Source organism: Streptomyces sp. NPDC050085 (assembly GCF_044460595.1).
Lineage (GTDB): Bacteria > Actinomycetota > Actinomycetes > Streptomycetales > Streptomycetaceae > Streptomyces.
The window spans coordinates 999,030-1,014,642 of record NZ_JBITJZ010000001.1; the positions used below are offsets into that span (position 1 = coordinate 999,030).

The 15,613-nt window shown below is 71.3% G+C and carries 18 protein-coding genes; all 18 read left to right on the top strand.

The features are described 5' to 3' along the window. Window positions 1-199 precede the first annotated feature (199 nt). The 18 genes from ACIBUY_RS04190 (at window position 200) to ACIBUY_RS04275 (ending at window position 15,541) form a co-directional block, all read left to right on the top strand. On the top strand, window positions 200-778 hold the full coding sequence (locus tag ACIBUY_RS04190; RefSeq protein ID WP_399151711.1) for a DUF317 domain-containing protein: 579 nt from the start codon (window positions 200-202) through the stop codon (window positions 776-778). 82 nt (window positions 779-860) lie between these two features. Next, window positions 861-1,661 carry a glycosyltransferase family 2 protein gene (locus ACIBUY_RS04195; RefSeq protein ID WP_399151712.1) on the top strand — a complete coding sequence of 267 codons (801 nt, stop codon included), beginning with the start codon at window positions 861-863 and terminating at the stop codon, window positions 1,659-1,661. A 93-nt stretch (window positions 1,662-1,754) separates the two neighbouring features. Continuing rightward, window positions 1,755-2,231: a hypothetical protein gene (locus ACIBUY_RS04200; protein WP_399151713.1), complete on the top strand. Its 477-nt coding sequence runs from the start codon at window positions 1,755-1,757 to the stop codon at window positions 2,229-2,231. 47 nt (window positions 2,232-2,278) lie between these two features. Then, on the top strand, window positions 2,279-2,713 hold the full coding sequence (locus ACIBUY_RS04205) for a hypothetical protein (RefSeq protein WP_399151714.1): 435 nt from the start codon (window positions 2,279-2,281) through the stop codon (window positions 2,711-2,713). Between the two features lie 1,435 nt (window positions 2,714-4,148). After that, window positions 4,149-4,370, top strand: coding sequence for a hypothetical protein (locus tag ACIBUY_RS04210; protein ID WP_399152154.1), 222 nt, complete (start codon window positions 4,149-4,151; stop codon window positions 4,368-4,370). Window positions 4,371-4,564: 194 nt separating this feature from the next. After that, entirely contained in the window at window positions 4,565-5,707 is a 1,143-nt protein-coding gene (locus ACIBUY_RS04215) for an AAA family ATPase (protein ID WP_399152155.1), read from the top strand. Beyond that, entirely contained in the window at window positions 5,704-7,503 is a 1,800-nt protein-coding gene (locus tag ACIBUY_RS04220; RefSeq protein WP_399151715.1) for a hypothetical protein, read from the top strand. The genes ACIBUY_RS04215 and ACIBUY_RS04220 overlap by 4 nt, the downstream gene beginning before the upstream one ends. Window positions 7,504-7,537: 34 nt before the next feature. Further along, entirely contained in the window at window positions 7,538-8,035 is a 498-nt protein-coding gene (locus tag ACIBUY_RS04225; protein ID WP_399151716.1) for a hypothetical protein, read from the top strand. Window positions 8,036-8,055: 20 nt separating this feature from the next. After that, window positions 8,056-8,724, top strand: a complete 669-nt coding sequence (locus ACIBUY_RS04230) for a hypothetical protein (RefSeq protein WP_399151717.1) — start codon at window positions 8,056-8,058, stop codon at window positions 8,722-8,724. Between the two features lie 96 nt (window positions 8,725-8,820). Beyond that, window positions 8,821-9,510, top strand: coding sequence for a hypothetical protein (locus tag ACIBUY_RS04235; protein WP_399151718.1), 690 nt, complete (start codon window positions 8,821-8,823; stop codon window positions 9,508-9,510). Between the two features lie 221 nt (window positions 9,511-9,731). Next, the gene (locus ACIBUY_RS04240; RefSeq protein WP_399151719.1) at window positions 9,732-10,475 is read left to right on the top strand and encodes a DUF317 domain-containing protein; all 744 of its coding nucleotides are present in this window, start codon (window positions 9,732-9,734) and stop codon (window positions 10,473-10,475) included. Between the two features lie 163 nt (window positions 10,476-10,638). Next, window positions 10,639-11,022 (top strand): hypothetical protein, encoded by a 384-nt coding sequence (locus tag ACIBUY_RS04245; RefSeq protein ID WP_399151720.1) that lies wholly within the window; start codon window positions 10,639-10,641, stop codon window positions 11,020-11,022. A 30-nt stretch (window positions 11,023-11,052) separates the two neighbouring features. Further along, window positions 11,053-12,111, top strand: a complete 1,059-nt coding sequence (locus ACIBUY_RS04250; RefSeq protein ID WP_399151721.1) for a hypothetical protein — start codon at window positions 11,053-11,055, stop codon at window positions 12,109-12,111. 175 nt (window positions 12,112-12,286) lie between these two features. After that, window positions 12,287-12,664, top strand: a complete 378-nt coding sequence (locus tag ACIBUY_RS04255; protein ID WP_399151722.1) for a hypothetical protein — start codon at window positions 12,287-12,289, stop codon at window positions 12,662-12,664. A gap of 294 nt (window positions 12,665-12,958) precedes the next feature. Further along, window positions 12,959-13,384, top strand: coding sequence for a hypothetical protein (locus ACIBUY_RS04260; RefSeq protein WP_365576593.1), 426 nt, complete (start codon window positions 12,959-12,961; stop codon window positions 13,382-13,384). Continuing rightward, window positions 13,381-14,547: a hypothetical protein gene (locus tag ACIBUY_RS04265; protein WP_399151723.1), complete on the top strand. Its 1,167-nt coding sequence runs from the start codon at window positions 13,381-13,383 to the stop codon at window positions 14,545-14,547. Before ACIBUY_RS04260 ends, ACIBUY_RS04265 begins: the two co-directional genes overlap by 4 nt. Window positions 14,548-14,726: 179 nt before the next feature. Further along, the gene (locus ACIBUY_RS04270; protein WP_399151724.1) at window positions 14,727-15,035 is read left to right on the top strand and encodes a hypothetical protein; all 309 of its coding nucleotides are present in this window, start codon (window positions 14,727-14,729) and stop codon (window positions 15,033-15,035) included. Next, window positions 15,032-15,541, top strand: a complete 510-nt coding sequence (locus tag ACIBUY_RS04275) for a hypothetical protein (RefSeq protein ID WP_399151725.1) — start codon at window positions 15,032-15,034, stop codon at window positions 15,539-15,541. Before ACIBUY_RS04270 ends, ACIBUY_RS04275 begins: the two co-directional genes overlap by 4 nt. Window positions 15,542-15,613: the final 72 nt, after the last annotated feature.

The window sequence follows — 15,613 nt, forward strand, 5'->3', positions numbered from 1 at the left end:
CCTCCGACATCGTGCTCCTGTCCCCGCGCTACCTGGGAGCCAGCCCACCCGGCCTGCACGCGGCCTGCGTCTTGGAACTCGCCGACGCCTTCCGCTGGACGGTGACGGACACGACCGCGACGATGACCGCAGTGAGCCCCTGCGGGCGGATCACCGTGCGCCATGACCAGGAGGGGAGGCGGCTCGCGCAGGTGCCGGAGTGCACCTGTCCGTCCAGGCGCGCACGGCCGCCGACGCACCGCTGCGCTGGCAGGCCGAGATCGGCGGATCCGCCCCGGCCGAGTTCGTCGCTCATCTCCTGACCGAGCTCGCCCGCGAGCTGCGCGACGATCCCGATCACGTCCTGTACGGCATCGGCGCCGCCCCGCAATCCGAACTGCTCGCCTTCAACGCACAGCAATGGGACGGCGTCAGAAGGGACGGGCTCGACGGTCTGCTCTCCCGTGACGGGCACGCCGCCGTCATCTACCGATCCCCCGACACGCACCCGCCGCTTGCCGCCTCGGATCCGTCCCTGGCCTGGCACATCGCCGCATTCCCTGAAGGCGTAGGCCCGTTGTGGGCGATCGGCTTCACCGAACACGTCCCCCAGTTCCTGGTCCGCGCCACCGTCGCGGACATGCTCAGCGCCGAGCCGCTGGCCCGGCCCGCCGCCGCGCGCCTGCCGGCCGCGCTTGCGCCGCTGGTCACCACGAGCCGCATCACGATCCCCGACGGACCGCCCGCCCCTCCGCAGCCTCCCGGGCCTGCCGCTCCGCCGCGCTCACGCGGTCACTGAAGCCCTCCGCCCACCAGCTGCGCCCCAGAACACGTCCGTCACTGCACCACCGACTGCCCCGCCTCTGGAGTACATCCCGATCTTGTCTGCCCGCCCCGACATCACGGTCGTCATCGCCACCCGGCTGCGCCCCGAGCGCCTGGGATATCTGACCGAACTGCATGCGAGTCTCCAGCGGCAAACCGTGCCCTTTGAGGCGGTCCTCGTCCTCGACGGCGCCGACCCCGCCCGGTTGCCCGCCTCCATCGCCGCCGATCCCCGGATCCGCGTCCTTGCCCTGCCGCGCCCTGTCGGCGCTGCCGCCGCCCGCAACCTCGGCCTGCGCATGGTTCGCACCCGCTACGTGTGCTACAGCGATGACGACGACCTGCTCAGCGACGACAGTCTCGCCGTGCGCCACCAGAGGATCACTGAGACCAACCTGGGCTGGGTCGCGGGCCTCAGCGCGGATCTGTACCCGGACGGCACGACCCGTATCTGGCACTGCCCCACTCCTCCGGGCCGCCATCGCCCCGGCGACGTGGTCACCTACTGGACCAGCCCCCAGGCGCCGATCCCGCTCGGGCAGACCATGCTGCTGGCCCGCACCTCACTCGTGCTGGCCGCCGGCGGGCACGGTGGCCTTCCCCAGGGCGAGGATTTCCTGATGGTGAACGCGGTGACGTCTCTGGCCGCCGGGGAACTCCTGCCGCACGTCTGCTATTTCTACCGCCGCCATGAATTCCAGATGACCGCAGGCGGTGCCGCGTTCCAGCAACTCGAGGGCGCCGTACGGGACTTCGCATTCCGTCAAGGACACGCCCTGCGGGACCTGCTCGCCCTGGGTCGCGCGGGCACTCCAGCCGGGGACCCACTCACCCCGCCGTCCTCCCCCGTCGGATGACCTCCCCGTCGCGGCTCGAACCGTCCGGCCGGCACGCGCGCAAAGCCGCACGCTGCACGCATCCTGCTCAGAAAGGGCCCTGTTCCTGTGCCGTTGTCCGCCGCCGCCATCGACGCTCACGGCGTCCTCTTCCCACTCGTGCTGCCGGACGGTGATCACGAGCGCGAGGAAATGCTGCACGACATCCTCGGCGGATTCTGGGAGGCGACCACCATCAGCCGCCCCGGCCCGGACGGCGAGCCGGTCGGCGCGTGCTTCTTCCTGAACGCCGCCCCCAACGCCTATGGCCTGCCGGCCAATATCGCGGCCACCACCATCGCCGACGTCGTGGGCGATCGACCTTTGCCCATCGAACTGCACGGCACCGTCGTCCTCCTCGGTCTGCCCACCCGCCAGGGCGAGTTCACTTCGCTGGATGGCCGAGTGGTCCGCCTGGCCTCGCTCATGACCACCCTCGCCACTGCGGAGCACGACCCGCCGCCCGGCGCCGTGCGCTCTGCGCCCGCACCGCAGGGCCCCGTGCCGCCGCCCCCTCGCAGCGAGCCCGGCACAGGTCCACCCCGCCGGTGACATCGCCGCCCTGTGTTCCGCCCGCCCCGACAGATGGTTCCTGATCCTTGAACGACCCGCAGACGTACATCGGTTACCACCCCGAGCATGGCTTCATCGCGCGCCCCTCCGAGGAGCTTCCCCCGCATTTGGCGGACTGGCTGCTCACCCGCGTCATGTTCGAGCGTGTCCCCGACACCCCCCTGTACCGGCTCGCCGCCCCCTCGAACGACGGGGTGCGCCGTACCCGCCAGGCCGTCAAGGACCTGCGCGCGCTGGGCTTCCGCGTCCAGGCCGACCTGCGCCTCGACCCGTCCCTGAGCCCGGACGGCCGACAGCTCACACCGCGCCCGGGCAATGGCCAGGCCCTTTCCGCGCTGCGCACCGCGGCTCGCTCCCGTTCCCCTCAACTGGCCGGCGCCGCACTCTCCACCCCGCCGAGTCGGCCCGCCGCCCCGGCTGCCGCCGGCCCGATGGCCGCGCGCCCCACCCGCACGCGCTGAACCCGGCGCCGCCCCGCACCCTTCTCTCGATCTGGAGCCGACCATTACCGAGGCCGCCCCCATCTCCCCTGCTTCGGGCGCCACCGCGGCCGACCACCGTCTACGGGCGTTCAAGGAGAACCTCGACGCGATACACGGCCGGTGGCGGGCGAGCACGGGCAAGCTGTACGACTCCTATCGCAGGATCACCGACAAAGACGCGCTGCACGCCGCGGCCCGAGCACGCAACCGCGACGCAGCCCGCGCCTTTGCCGAGCTTCTTCCCCACTGCCCGGCCCTGCTGGCACACGCGCGCACGGCCCTGGACGCCCTGCCGGTCACCGCGCTGCAGCATGCCTGGCGCGGCATCATCGACCGGCTCGACAGGGCCGCCCACCAGGCCGAAACGCTGGCGAGCGATCCGCAGTTCTTCAGCACGCCCATCTCCACCGCACCCAATGAGCTGTGGACCTCGGTCCGTCTGTGGGACCAGCATCATGACTTGCTCACCGGCCTCCTGGAGGACCGCTACCGTCCACGCCCTGACGCCGTACTGGCGGCACCCGAACGCGACGCGCTCGCCGAACCCGTACGGCAGGCCCTGTTCGAAGGCCACTACAGCATCTACAGCTGGTGGAACGACGCCCACGGACGCCTCATCCGCCTGCTCGCTCACACCGCCGAGCACACCGACACGACGGCGCCCGACCTTGGTGCGTTCATCGCCGTCACCGGGGACGAGGACGCGCCGACCGTCCTGGGCGTCTACGACGACGAGCATCGCGCCGAACAGGCCCTGCCGCCGGTGCCGCCGTTCAGGCTGCAGGAACAGGATCGCTGGCAGCGTCCCGCCGTACTCTTCGTGCCTCATCTGGCGGACCTGCTGCGCGGCGTGCGCACCGCCGCACACGCCGGCGAGATCGGCGAAACGCTGGATCACGTGTCCGCCCGGCGGAGCCCTGCACAGGGTCATCTCCCGCAGATCAGTGAAATCGTCCGAGCCGCCGCCGCGTTCACACACGCCACAGGCACACCCGACGGGGCCGTGGCCGCCGCTCGCCTGCGCGCGGTGGCCGCGCAGCTCGATCACGCCGCCGACGAACTCCACGACCTGCAGGTGGAGTTGCAGGACCAGGTCTCGCTGCTGCCGCCGCCGGCACGTGCGCAGGCGCAGCAGCCGCGACCGGCCCTGGCGCCGATGCCGCAGGCGGCGATGTCAGCGGCCCGCAATCGCTGATCACCCGGCTATCGGAACGTGCGGAAAGGCGAGGTAGCTGCGGGGTGGTGAGGCCCGTCCTGGAGCGTGTCGGCAGTCATTGCCCATGTTCGTGGTCCAGCCACGCACCGTTGATGTGCTGGAGGCTCTGGGCCGCCTCGCCTTCGCCCAACGCGGCACCGCTTTCCCGCCACCACCGAGAGGAGATCCGCCTTGCCCGAAACACCAGCAGAGCCGTTCATGACGATCCGGCACGCCATCACCGGCGAGATCACCACCACCGGCTACAACGCCGCCGCCCGGCGGATCCTGTTCCAGTCCGGCTTTGAAGAAGCTCCAGGCTGCGCCTGCCGATCGACGGAGCCCGGTACGGAGCGGAAGCATGGGTCTGCTCGGCAGCCGGCGAGCTGCTCGTCGCTGGCCATCCCATGCCCTTGGACCGAGCCCTCGGCCGGCCGGTGAACGCCGACGGCACGCCCCGGTTGGCCCGGTCGCCGATGCCGGCACCGTCCGTGATCCGCTCCGAGGGCTGTCAGCCTCTCCGCCGTATCGCCAACTCCGCCCGCACCCGAACCTGTTGAAGGATCCTCGTTTTGACCACACCCGGAACGCGCAAGAGTTCAGCGCGTACCAAGGGCGGCGAGCTGCGGGCCAAGGTGGCCCGGCTGCTGGCCGACCGGCCGGCGGACACGCTCACCATCGGGGACATGGCCAGGCAGCTGGGCCACTCCCACGGCGCCGTCCGCAACGCCGCCCTCACCCTGGTGCGCCGCGGCGAGGCCGACCAAGGCGGAACCGGACAACCGGAGTTCCGCGCGAACGCGAGAACCGCCGCAGCCGCGCAGACCGCTGTGATCAGCCCACCGGGCACCCACGCTCCCCGCGCCCAGGCGGCCACGGCCCGTACGACCATTCCTGCAGCAGCCACGGCCAGGCAAACCGGCCCGATCCTCCGCGCGGGGGGCCAGCTCTACCATCCCCGGGAGCTGGCCGATCTGCCCGACGTCGAGGCGCTGAATCGCTTGCGCGACGCCGACGTACCGGTGCTGCTCTACGGCCCTCCGGGCACCGGCAAGACGAGCCTGGTCGAGGCAGCGTTCCCGGACCTGCTCACCGTCGCCGGTGACGGCGACACCACGGTCGGCGACCTGATCGGCGAATACACACAGGACGACGCCGGCGGCTACGTCTTCCAGTACGGACCGCTGGTCACCGCGATGACCGAGGGCCGCGCCCTGCTGATCGACGATGCGACCCTGATCTCACCGAAGGTCTTGGCGGCGCTGTATCCCGCGATGGACGGGCGCAGGCAGATCCAGGTCAAGGCCCACAAGGGCGAGACCATCAAGGCCGAGCCGGGCTTCTACGTGGTCGCAGGCCACAATCCCGGCGTCCACGGGGCGGTGTTGACAGAAGCGCTGTCGTCCCGGTTCAGCGTGCAGATCCAGATCGGCACGGACTATGACCTCGCCCTGGCCTTGAGGATCGATGCCCGGGTGGTCCGGGTCGCCCGACACCTCTCCCACCAGGTCGAACTCGGCGAGCTGGGCTGGGCACCCCAACTGCGGGAACTGCTCAGCTACCAGAAGACCGAGGCCGTCCTCGGCACCAAAGCAGCCCTCGCGAACCTGGTCGGCATCGCTCCTGTGGAGGACCGCGACGCCGTCGCCGACGCCGTCATCAAGGCCGTCGGCCTCAAGGAGATCCGCCCCCTCACCCTCGGCAAGCAGCTCCCCGCCACAGCCGCACGGCAGCCCCCGGGCAGCACCGGCTCCGCGCACCGGGGCCGCTCGCGATGAGCGCCCACCACCACGTCCAGTCCCCCGCCACCACGGCGGGCGACGACGCCGACCTCGCGCGATGGGACGACGACGGTGCCCCGCCCGCGCAACCCCGCACCTCCCCGGCCGCGTGGCTGCGCGTGGGAGCCGAACTCGGCTCTCGGCTGGTCGACCTCTCCGGCCGCCAGGACCTCCTCGTCACCTGCCGCCCCGGCACCCGCAGCGGCGCACCGGCCGCGTTCTTCCCCACGCTGGGCGAGGTCGAGTTCGACGCCGGCCTGTTCGCCCCGCTTCAGCCGCACGAGATCCATCCGCGGATCGTGGGCGACGAGGAGCGGTATCCCGCCGCCTGGGGCGTGTTCGTCCACGAGGCCGCGCACGCGGCCCACTCCGTCTGGGCGGCGCCCGGCGGAGCCAACCCCCGTGTCGTCGAGGCCGCGCTCCTGCTGGAGGAGAGCCGTGTCGAAGGCGCACACCTGATCACGCGGCCCACGGACCGCACGTACCTGCGCACCAGTGCCCGAACCCTGGTCATGCCCGACATCAACCACCCCACCCTTCAGGGCATCGAGCACGCCGCCGCCGTGGCGGCCCTGATCCTCGGCCGCCGTGACGTCGGCATCCTGGACGCCGGCGAGACCCGGGCCGTCGCCGATCTGTGCGAAAAGGTGCTGGGCGCCAACCTGCTGGCCACCCTCACCCGCATCTGGAGTGCAGCCCACCAGTGCGCCGACCACGACGCCACGACCATGCTCGCGCACGCTCAAGAATGGTGCGACACTCTGGACACCGCGGCCCCCGCCCTGCCCGTGCCTCAGAACCTCACCGATCTGCTGTCCGGCGCCGTGGGGGTCGTCATGGACAGCACGGCCGCCACCGACGCCGCCGACCTCGCGGCACAGGCCGCAGCGGCCAACGCCCTGACCGCGCGGTCCAAGGCGCAGGGTCAGGACCGCGCCCAGCGGGCCGGCCAGCGACGCAAGGCCGCCGCCACCGCCAAGTCGGTCTTCAACGCCCGCGGCACCACCGTCACCCCCGACGGCACACCGGCGCCCTACGGCAACCCGGTCACCGGCACCCGCAGGCCCACCGCCGCCGAGCAGAGTGCCGCCGCGCGCCTGAGCCGCGCCCTGCGTGCCGCCGCCTACCGCGAGCGGACCGAGGAGTGGACCACCAGCCCCACTCCGCCCGGCCGCCTCAATTTGCGTGCGGCCCTCGCCCGCGACGCTCAGCGCGCGGCCGGATCGGTCCCCACCGCGGAACCGTTCACCCACACCCGCCGCCGCAACTCCCCCACCCCACCACTGCGTGTGGGGATCGCCGTCGACGTCTCCGGCTCCATGCGTGCCGCCTGCGCGCCCGTCGCATCCGCCGCCTGGATCGTGGCACGCGCAGCAGCCCTGACCGACCCCGACTCCCGCACCGCCACCATCGCCTACGACACGCATCTGACCGCACTGACCCGACCCACCCACCGAGCACCAGAGCGCGTGACAACGTTCGGCGCCAAAGGCAGCAGTCACAACCTCGGCGACGCCATCGACGCACTCGACCACGGCCTCGAACTCAGCCGCCCCGGCACCGGCCGCCTCCTCGTGATCGTCACCGACGCCATCTACACCCCCGACGAAACCGCTCACGCCGTCACCCGCGTCAAGCAGCTCACGACCGCCGGCTGCGCCGTACTCCAGCTCACCCTCACCGCGCAGTCCCAGCACTTGCCGGGGACCACCTTGCTGCACCTGACTCAGCCCTCCAGCGCTCCCGCCGCCATCGCCACGGCGGCCACAGACGCCATCCGCAGGACCCGCTGAGACGACGCAGAAGACAGAAAGCAGAAACAACCACGTGGCAGTTAAGAAGTTCTGGTCCGTCGAGCACGCTTGCGGACACACCGTCGAATTTGATCTTTCGGACCGCCCGGCCGACCGCCGGGCAGGGTTTGCTCGCTGGTTGTCCACCCGGGAGTGCACCGACTGCTGGCGGGCCTCCCGCGACGAGGATGCCGAGGCGAAGGCCGAGTGGCTCGCCCGGCAGCGGGCCGCCGAACAGGATGTCGCCGAGGAATGGGCCCAGCAGTACCGCATGCCGCCGCTCGAGGGCACCGACCGCGCCGTCGCCTGGGCCAGTCGCTGCCGTCACCGGCTCGTTTCGGCCGCCTACACCGCGCTTGTCGCCGAGGGCGGTATGAGCGAGACCGAATGGGAGTCGGTCGAGGACGCCGTCCGCCCGATCACGCGCGCCGGGTGGTGGCTGGACCAGCGCGAAGCAGATCCGGCCGACCTGCCCGAACTCCTCGCCGCTGCCCACGGCGACGACCGGCCGACCGAGAATCCCCATTTCTAGCCGTCCTCTCCGGAGCCCCATTGCCCTCCGCGCTGCCTACCGTCACCATCACCCGCGAGCCCACCGGCAACGTCACGGCCGAGGGCGGCGACCGTCTCGCCCACGACCTGCTGCGCCACGCCGGATTCCAGATCGAGACCTCGATCCGCACCTTCTGGTTCCGCCTGCCCTGGGACATGGGCGAGACCCGCGAGAACCAGATGGCCAGCCATGCCGCGCGCATGCTCAGCGCCGCCGGCTACCACGTTCATCTCGACCCCGCTCTCGCCGCCGACGCCGCGCTCCCGCAAGCCACGTCCGCAGCACAGCAGACGGGCGAGGTTCCGTTGCAGGTGCTGAGCGACCGGATGCGCGGGGCGGAAACGTTCGCTCACGCCGCGTCCCTGCTCCATCAGGTCGTCGATGGCCAGGAAGGTCCCCTGGTGAGGCTGGCGTCCTTCTTCGCTGCTGCCGCCGAGCAGGCCGAGACTGTGCCGGGCACCGCGGCCAGTCACCTGGCGAGCCTCCTCGACCGGGCCTCCGCCACACTCGATGACCTGCTTCGTCAACTCGACGGCTGCGCTGGACAGTTGCACAACCTGGGACCGGCGTCCCAGGTGACACCACCCCCCGTCTCCGCGGCCCCAGTCGCCGAACGCGCGGCGGTCAACTTCCCACCCCGCACGACGCCCAAGCCTCATTCCCGCTGACCCCGAACCCGCTGCTCCTGCGCCACCCCCATCCCTCTAACAGGAGTTGACCTGACCCGCTCCTCCAGCACAGAACTCGCCGCCTTCGCCAGCGCCTTGGCCAACCGTCTGTACGGCACGTGGCGGCCGGCGCCGCCCGCCCCCGTCCATCAGGACCCGGCCCGACACCGCTTGTGGGACAGCGGCCCACTGACCCAGCAAGTCTTCATCGAGCCCCGCTCCGCCCAGCGAATCGTACTGACGTCGCCGCTGGGCCTGCAGCTTCATGTCACCGCCCGGCCAGGCCGCCCAGGCCGCTTCGCCGTCGTGCCGTTGTTGCCCGCCGGGATCGGCAGGGCCGACATCGCGACCGTGCCCCGCCCCTTCGGAATCTCCGTACCCCGCGACCCCGCACGGGCCGCCGCCGCGGTCAACCGGCGCCTCATCCCCGACCTGGTCAGCGCCGCCGCTCTGCTGCCCTCCCGCTCCGAGCCACGTCATGCCACCCGGATCGAGTGCGCCTTCGGCCCGGACCGGCTTCCCTACATCGCTGCCGCCCACGCCGACGCGGTGTTCCAGCTGCTGCACAGCGGCCGTTTCGAACTGGACCCGGCCACCGGCATGTTCGGCGTGCCGGACGGAGTCGGCACGTTCGACGCCGCGCTCCGCGCCCGTGATGCCACCACCGCTCTGGCCGCGACGGGCTTCGACGTTCGCATCCGTGCCGCTGCACCGCACCCCCCGCCCGCGCCCCAGGGCCTTCCCCACGCCCGCACCGTCCGGGGCGTCCCATCGCGCGCTCACTGAACGGCCGGAATCCCATCATGCTCGCCTCACGTTCCGCCGCCATAGCGCTGACCTGATGCGCACCCCTGCGACAGCGGCCTGTTCACCCTGCCGGTCCGTGACCTCGCAGCTGCCAAGGCCGCCGCACGGCGCGTGCTGACCACCGACGGCCTCCACCAGTCCGCGGCCACCGTCAGCTGCCGCCGTCATCCCTGAACATCAAGGAGAGCCTCATTACCTCGTTGCCCGACGACGGTCGCGTCCACGTCAGTCCGCGCTACCTGGCCGGCCAGGTCGACGACCCTCACGACGAGTACCTTCGGCCGCTCGTCGAGAAGTACGGCTGGAAGCAACTGGATGACGGTGCGGACACGTTGTACTACGTCAGTCCCTGTCTGCGCGTCCGCCTCACCTGGACACCGGAGTTGTACCGCGAGCCGTCCCTGCAGATCGGGGCGCATGCGGATCCTCACCCGCTGCGGACACCGCTGTGGCACATCGCGGCCGACTGCCACCTGCCCACCGAGTTCCTGACCGCGCTCACGACCGTGGTGGCCAACGCGCTCACGGAGACGCCCGATGCGCTGCTGCGTACGAACGAGGACTGGATGGCCCCGCTGCCGCGCCCCCGCGGCTGGCGGGGAGCAGCCCGCTCGGCCACCTCGCCCGACAGCCTGGCGCACTACACCCGTGAGCCCGCCGCCGTGCTGGCCCCGCGGCCCGGCCTGGTGGCGGGCTGGACGTTCACCGCCGCCCTCCCCGATGGCCGCGATGAGTGGCAGGCCCAGTTCAGCACCAGCACCCCGCGTTTCCTCGTCGAGGCGTTCCACCGCGCCGTCACCGCGCCCGAACCCGTGATCCGCTACGGCTCCTCCCTCTCGCCGTGGACGCGCCCCTATCTCGCCACCTGGCCGGTCTTCCCCGCCGCGCTCCCGCCACCTCCGCCCGTACCGCACGCTCCGGCCACGCCGCGGCCCCACCGCTGACCGCCCACCCGGGGAGGATCACCTGCCGCCCGGCCTCGACGACGGCGCCTACCTGTACACCCTGGCCGAACAGTTCCACGACGCCGCCACCGACCTGCCGCTGCCCGAGCGGGTCGCGGCCGGCGACGAGGTCGGCCAGGACCTCGAAGAGCAACTCCGTTACATGACCGGCCTGTTCATCCGTCTCGCGCACGAAACGGTCCAGCGCCGTGCTCTCGCCCTGTCCTCGGCCGAGCAGGACACGACCGACAAACGTCACGCCCTGGACCGCACCGCGCAGGCAACCGCCTCGGCCGCCGAATCGATCGCCCACCTCGGAGCGGCGATCGCCCAGCTCGGCGTGCACCGGACCACGGCCCCGCCCACCGCGCGAGAACACGGGCACGCCGCCCAGCGCGCCCGTCTCGAAATGGAACGCCATCTGGCCGCCGCGGCTGCCCTGGCCCACCAGACAGGCCGCATCCTGCTGCCCCCGCCTCACGCCAACTCCCCGAAGCCCCCGGCTCACCCCGCAGCCGCCGCAGCCCCCTCGCCCCGCACCCGCTGACCCCGGCCCACCTGTTCTTGGAGCCCACCCATGTCCCGCCGCCTTCGACGCCCTGCGGCACTCCTCGCCCTGGCCTGCACCCTGCTGCCCGTGGCCGCATGCAGCAATACCGCCTCCACCCCGCCATCTCACACGAGCGCTACGGCATCGTCCCCGGCCCGCGCGCAGCCCGCCCCCGCGCTCTCCCGTACGCAGGCGCGCACCGTCCTGACGCACTACTCGAAGATCAACAACAAGGCCGGTGCCGCCCTCGACGCCACGCTGCTGGACACCGTCGAGGACGGCCCGCAGCTGGCCATGACGCGCTCCTGGTATACCCAGGAGCGGGCTCTTCCCGAACTTCAGCGCACCCCCTACATCCCGTGGTCGTACGACGCCGACACCGCCCGCTACTTCATCCCGCGCCTGCCCGCGGGCCGGCAACGCTGGTTCGCCGCCCAGGTGTTCAGCGGCACCGCCACCGAGCAGTCCCGTCTCCTGGTCGTGGCCGAGCGGCCGCGCACCCACGCGTGGGAGCTGGTCGAGGTGGTCGACCTCGCCGATGCCACTGCGCTCAAGGTCGCCGAGGACCGTGACGGGTACGCCACGGCCGTGGACGCGACGAGCAGCGCGCGGCTGGCCGCGCCGGTCTCCCTGCTGCGCACCGCCGTCCTGGACAACGTGGTCACCGGCGGCGCCAACACCGGCCACCAGGTCTTCGCCTCCACCCCGGCCATCCGAAAGTTCCTGGCCGCCCGCAAGAAGACTCTCCTCAAGTACGGTCCGCAGGGCACCGTCGCCTTCGCACCCGCCACCACCACCTCGCCGCAGAGTTACGCCCTGAAGATGGCCGACGGATCGGTGCTGGTCGCTTTCGCCCACCGGCACACCCAGACCGACACCGTCACCCGTGCCGGGCTGGGCATCACCCCCGCACCCGAGGACCGGGCCTGGCTCGGCACCAACAGCCAGTACACCTCCATCACCTACACCTTCACCTGCGCGGACGCCGCCCTCGTCCCGTCAACTTCCCGCCAGGCCAACCTCCTTGGCTCGCATTGCGCGCGCACCGACGCCGAGGGGACCCCCGCGTCCCGGCGAGCGGCATAGGCCCTGCGCGGCCTGCGGGCCCGTGCGCCCGGCGGGTACGCACGTCCACTGCGCGATCGGACAGCTGCGGCGCACAAGGGCGGGAATCGGGTTCCGGACCGCCGTGAGTGCTGAGAAGATCGGGGCCGATCGCCCGTCCCTCCACGACCCGGCCGGGCGCCGAAGGGGAGAGCCGATGGACACGCCTCGGATGGAACGCACCGTCATGGTGGGCAAGACGCCGGTCGCCGACGCGGCCACGGGCCGTGTGAGGGTGATGGTTGAACGCTGCGCCACCTGCGACTTCCGCCCCGGCAACCAGGGCAATCTGGCTCCCGGGCAGTTGTCCCGGCTGGTGCGCGAGTGCGTCGCCGACGAGGGACATCTGGTCTGTCATGAAACCGGCCAGGATTCCGGGCAGCCGGGAGCCGTGTGCGCTGGGTTCGCCGCGCACCCCGATGCGGAACGCTCCCTCGCGCTGCGCATCGCGGCAGCCGGTCACGTCCTGCCCCAGCTGCCCCCGTCGGCCCCGCAGGCCATCGCACCCTCGGCGGGCGGCCCCCTGCCGCAGTAGTTCACCCCACTGTCGCGTGCCGCGGCAGATGACCGGCGGCCGTACGAGGGGATCGATGTCCTGTGCGAGGAGTGCCCTGAACTGCGGGCCACAGGCAAAGGTCTGGCATTTCGACGCCTTTTCCGAGAGGACCGGAGCGACGGCGCGCACTTCACCCGCGCTGAGCCCGGTGGAAAGACCTTCATGCATGGGGGGCAGCGGCCTCTTATACACCCACTTCGTCCGTTAGGGAAACGGCTGATTCTCCGCAGTATTGATGATCCCTCCGCACGCCGCGCACGAGAGGTCATCCGCATGAACCAGCAGCATCGCCGGTGGTCCGCCATCGACACCGTCACCCCCAACCGCCGGATCACTCACCAGCACTTCGCCGTCGGCGACACGGTCACGGTGATCCGCGGCGTGGCCGACGGCGTTCTGTGCGGCGAGGAGATGAGGATCGTCGCCCCGTCGTGGCACGAGCCGACCAAGGAAGACGGCTGGCGCGTCCGCAACCCGAAGGGCGGTCGGCGCACGTACCTCACCGCGCACCCGCGCTACCTCGTCCACACCGCCAAGAGCCGACGCCACTGCCCCGACTGCACCCTTTACCTCAAGGACCTCAGCCAGACCGTACTGTCGCAGCTGCCCGCGACCGGGATACACGAGGCCGGCTGGTACCGGATCACCGAGCCCCCGAACCACCTCCTGCACAACGCCGACGAGGACGCGGCGAAGTGATCGCTTCCTGGACCACCTACACGGACGCGTCCGAAGCCCTCACGGACGTCCTGTGCCGTCCGGTGGACGACCAGGCCAGCGTGGCCCGTCTGCGGACCATCGCCCGGTCCTCCTGCCTCACCACGGCTTCTACCGTGAACTCGGCGGCCGCGCTGGCCGCCTGGTCGATCCGGCTCAACGCACCGAGCCGCGAGCATCGCATGCCCGGCCGGGGGATCGCGCGCCTCACCCTGGTGCCGCACCCCGATGACCGGCGTCTGACCGAGCCGGAGGCACGGGCCGTCGTCGGCCGCATGCTGCAGGCGATCGGTCTGAACCCGCCCGGCTGCCGCGACGAGCACCCGTGGCTCGCGCTGCGGGCCGAGGACCGGCACGCCCTGCACGTCGTCATCAGCTTGCGGTCGCTGGCCGGCCGGCTCCTCCACGTGCCGGGCATCGGCCAGCGGCTGCACGTCGAAGCGCGCCGCATCGAAGCCGACCTCGGCCTGGTGCCCTCGACCACTGGCCTGCGCCACACCGGCCCGACGGACGTCGAGTTCACGCTCGACCCCGGCCTCGGGCTGTCCGCGACCGTCCGCAGCATCCATCCGGGCGCCCGCGCCGCGCTCGCTGCAGCCGGGTTTCAGCCCCATTCGGACGACGCCGTCTACACACTGCCCGATCACCTGACGCTCACCGAGGCGCGAGTGGCTCTGGCCGACGCCGAAGTACGCCTGCGTCAGCTCGGGGTGACCTCCACTGCCGATCCCGCCATCGCGGCGCACACCCTGGCGGCACCGGACACCACCCCCGCCCGCACCGCCGCCCTGTACACCGTCCCCGTCACTCAGCTGACCGCTGTGCAGCGCCAACAGCTCGTGGGTCATCTCACCGACGAGCGCTCCGGCGTCCTCGGTGCCGTGCGGCGCCAGATCGAACAACTGGCGATCGCCTCCGATCCGACCAGCGAAGACGCCCATGCGGTCGACGAACACGAACGGCTGCTGTGGGCGGCCCACCGGCTGTACGGGATCACGACCGATCTGGCCCGTCTCGCTGACCGCCAACGTCCCGGCGGCGAGCCCACCGTGGCGCATGCGCTGACAGCACGCGCAGCACCGTCATCACCGGCCACCGCTCCCGTGACCCGGGGGCCTCATACAACTCGGCGCCTGCCGCACTGAACCACGAATCGCGGTCCGATTGGTGCATCAACTTGCCTATCCGTCACTGCCATTGACCCACATTAGGGGTTCCCCTGCACCTTGCTCCTGAGCCGTCGTCGAAGCCCACCGACACGCAGTCCAGTTTTCGCGCCGACGCCGTCACTGCACTCGGGTTTGGCGCAGCCGCGTTGTGCGCGGTGATCTACCTGATCAGCTGCTGCTACGCGCTGGCCCGCTGCCAGGGGTGGGCCGGCGACGTTGCCTTCTTCACCGCCCTCGCGCTCACCACTCTTCTTCTGATCGCCAGCGTCCTAGGATCCCTCGCCCTGGAGGAGCCGGAGGAGTTGAGCATGCTCGTGTTCGTCCTGCTACTGGCCGCCCTGCCAGTGTCGGTCGCAGCCACCAGCCCCATCGGCGTGCACCTGGAGACACTCCTCGGCACCGGTGCGGCCCTGTTCCTTCCGCGCTTCGTCTACTCCCTGTTGGATGCGTCCCCCCTCGAATGACCCCTCGCTCACCACATTCACTCTCCGAGTCTGCGCAGGACTTTCAGCCTCTGGCCACGGCGCCACATCAGCCGTGGTACCGCGACCTGCACCTTGCCGAGCTCGTCAGCACGGGCGCCGCCGATCTGATCCGCGCGGCCCGTGACATGCTCGACGACGGCTATCCCCTCTCGTCGGCCCTGGCGAAGGGCGCCGCGCACTATTGCGCACGGCACCAACTGCCGGTTGCTGCGGCAACGCTCGTGGAAGCGGAGGCGCTCCGGCTGGTTCTCAACGTCTTCGCCGACCAAGGCACTGAGCCGCTCATTCGCGAACTGCCGACCCTGCTCGCGTCGTTCGACCGCTTGCCCATCGCCGAGCAGCGCCGCCTGATGGCCACGCCCCTTCAGCAGTCCCAGCAGTCCTCGGACGCTTCCAGGACGAGAACGGCCATTCGCCCGATCACCTTGCAGGAGCGGTTCGCCGCTCCTTCCTCGCACAGCAATTCGCCACGCCCTGGCCGGTAGCGAGCCCACGGCCGTCGGCGGCATGCGTCCGAACTCCCCCACCGCGGTTGCGGTGTGAGGCAAACACGGGCC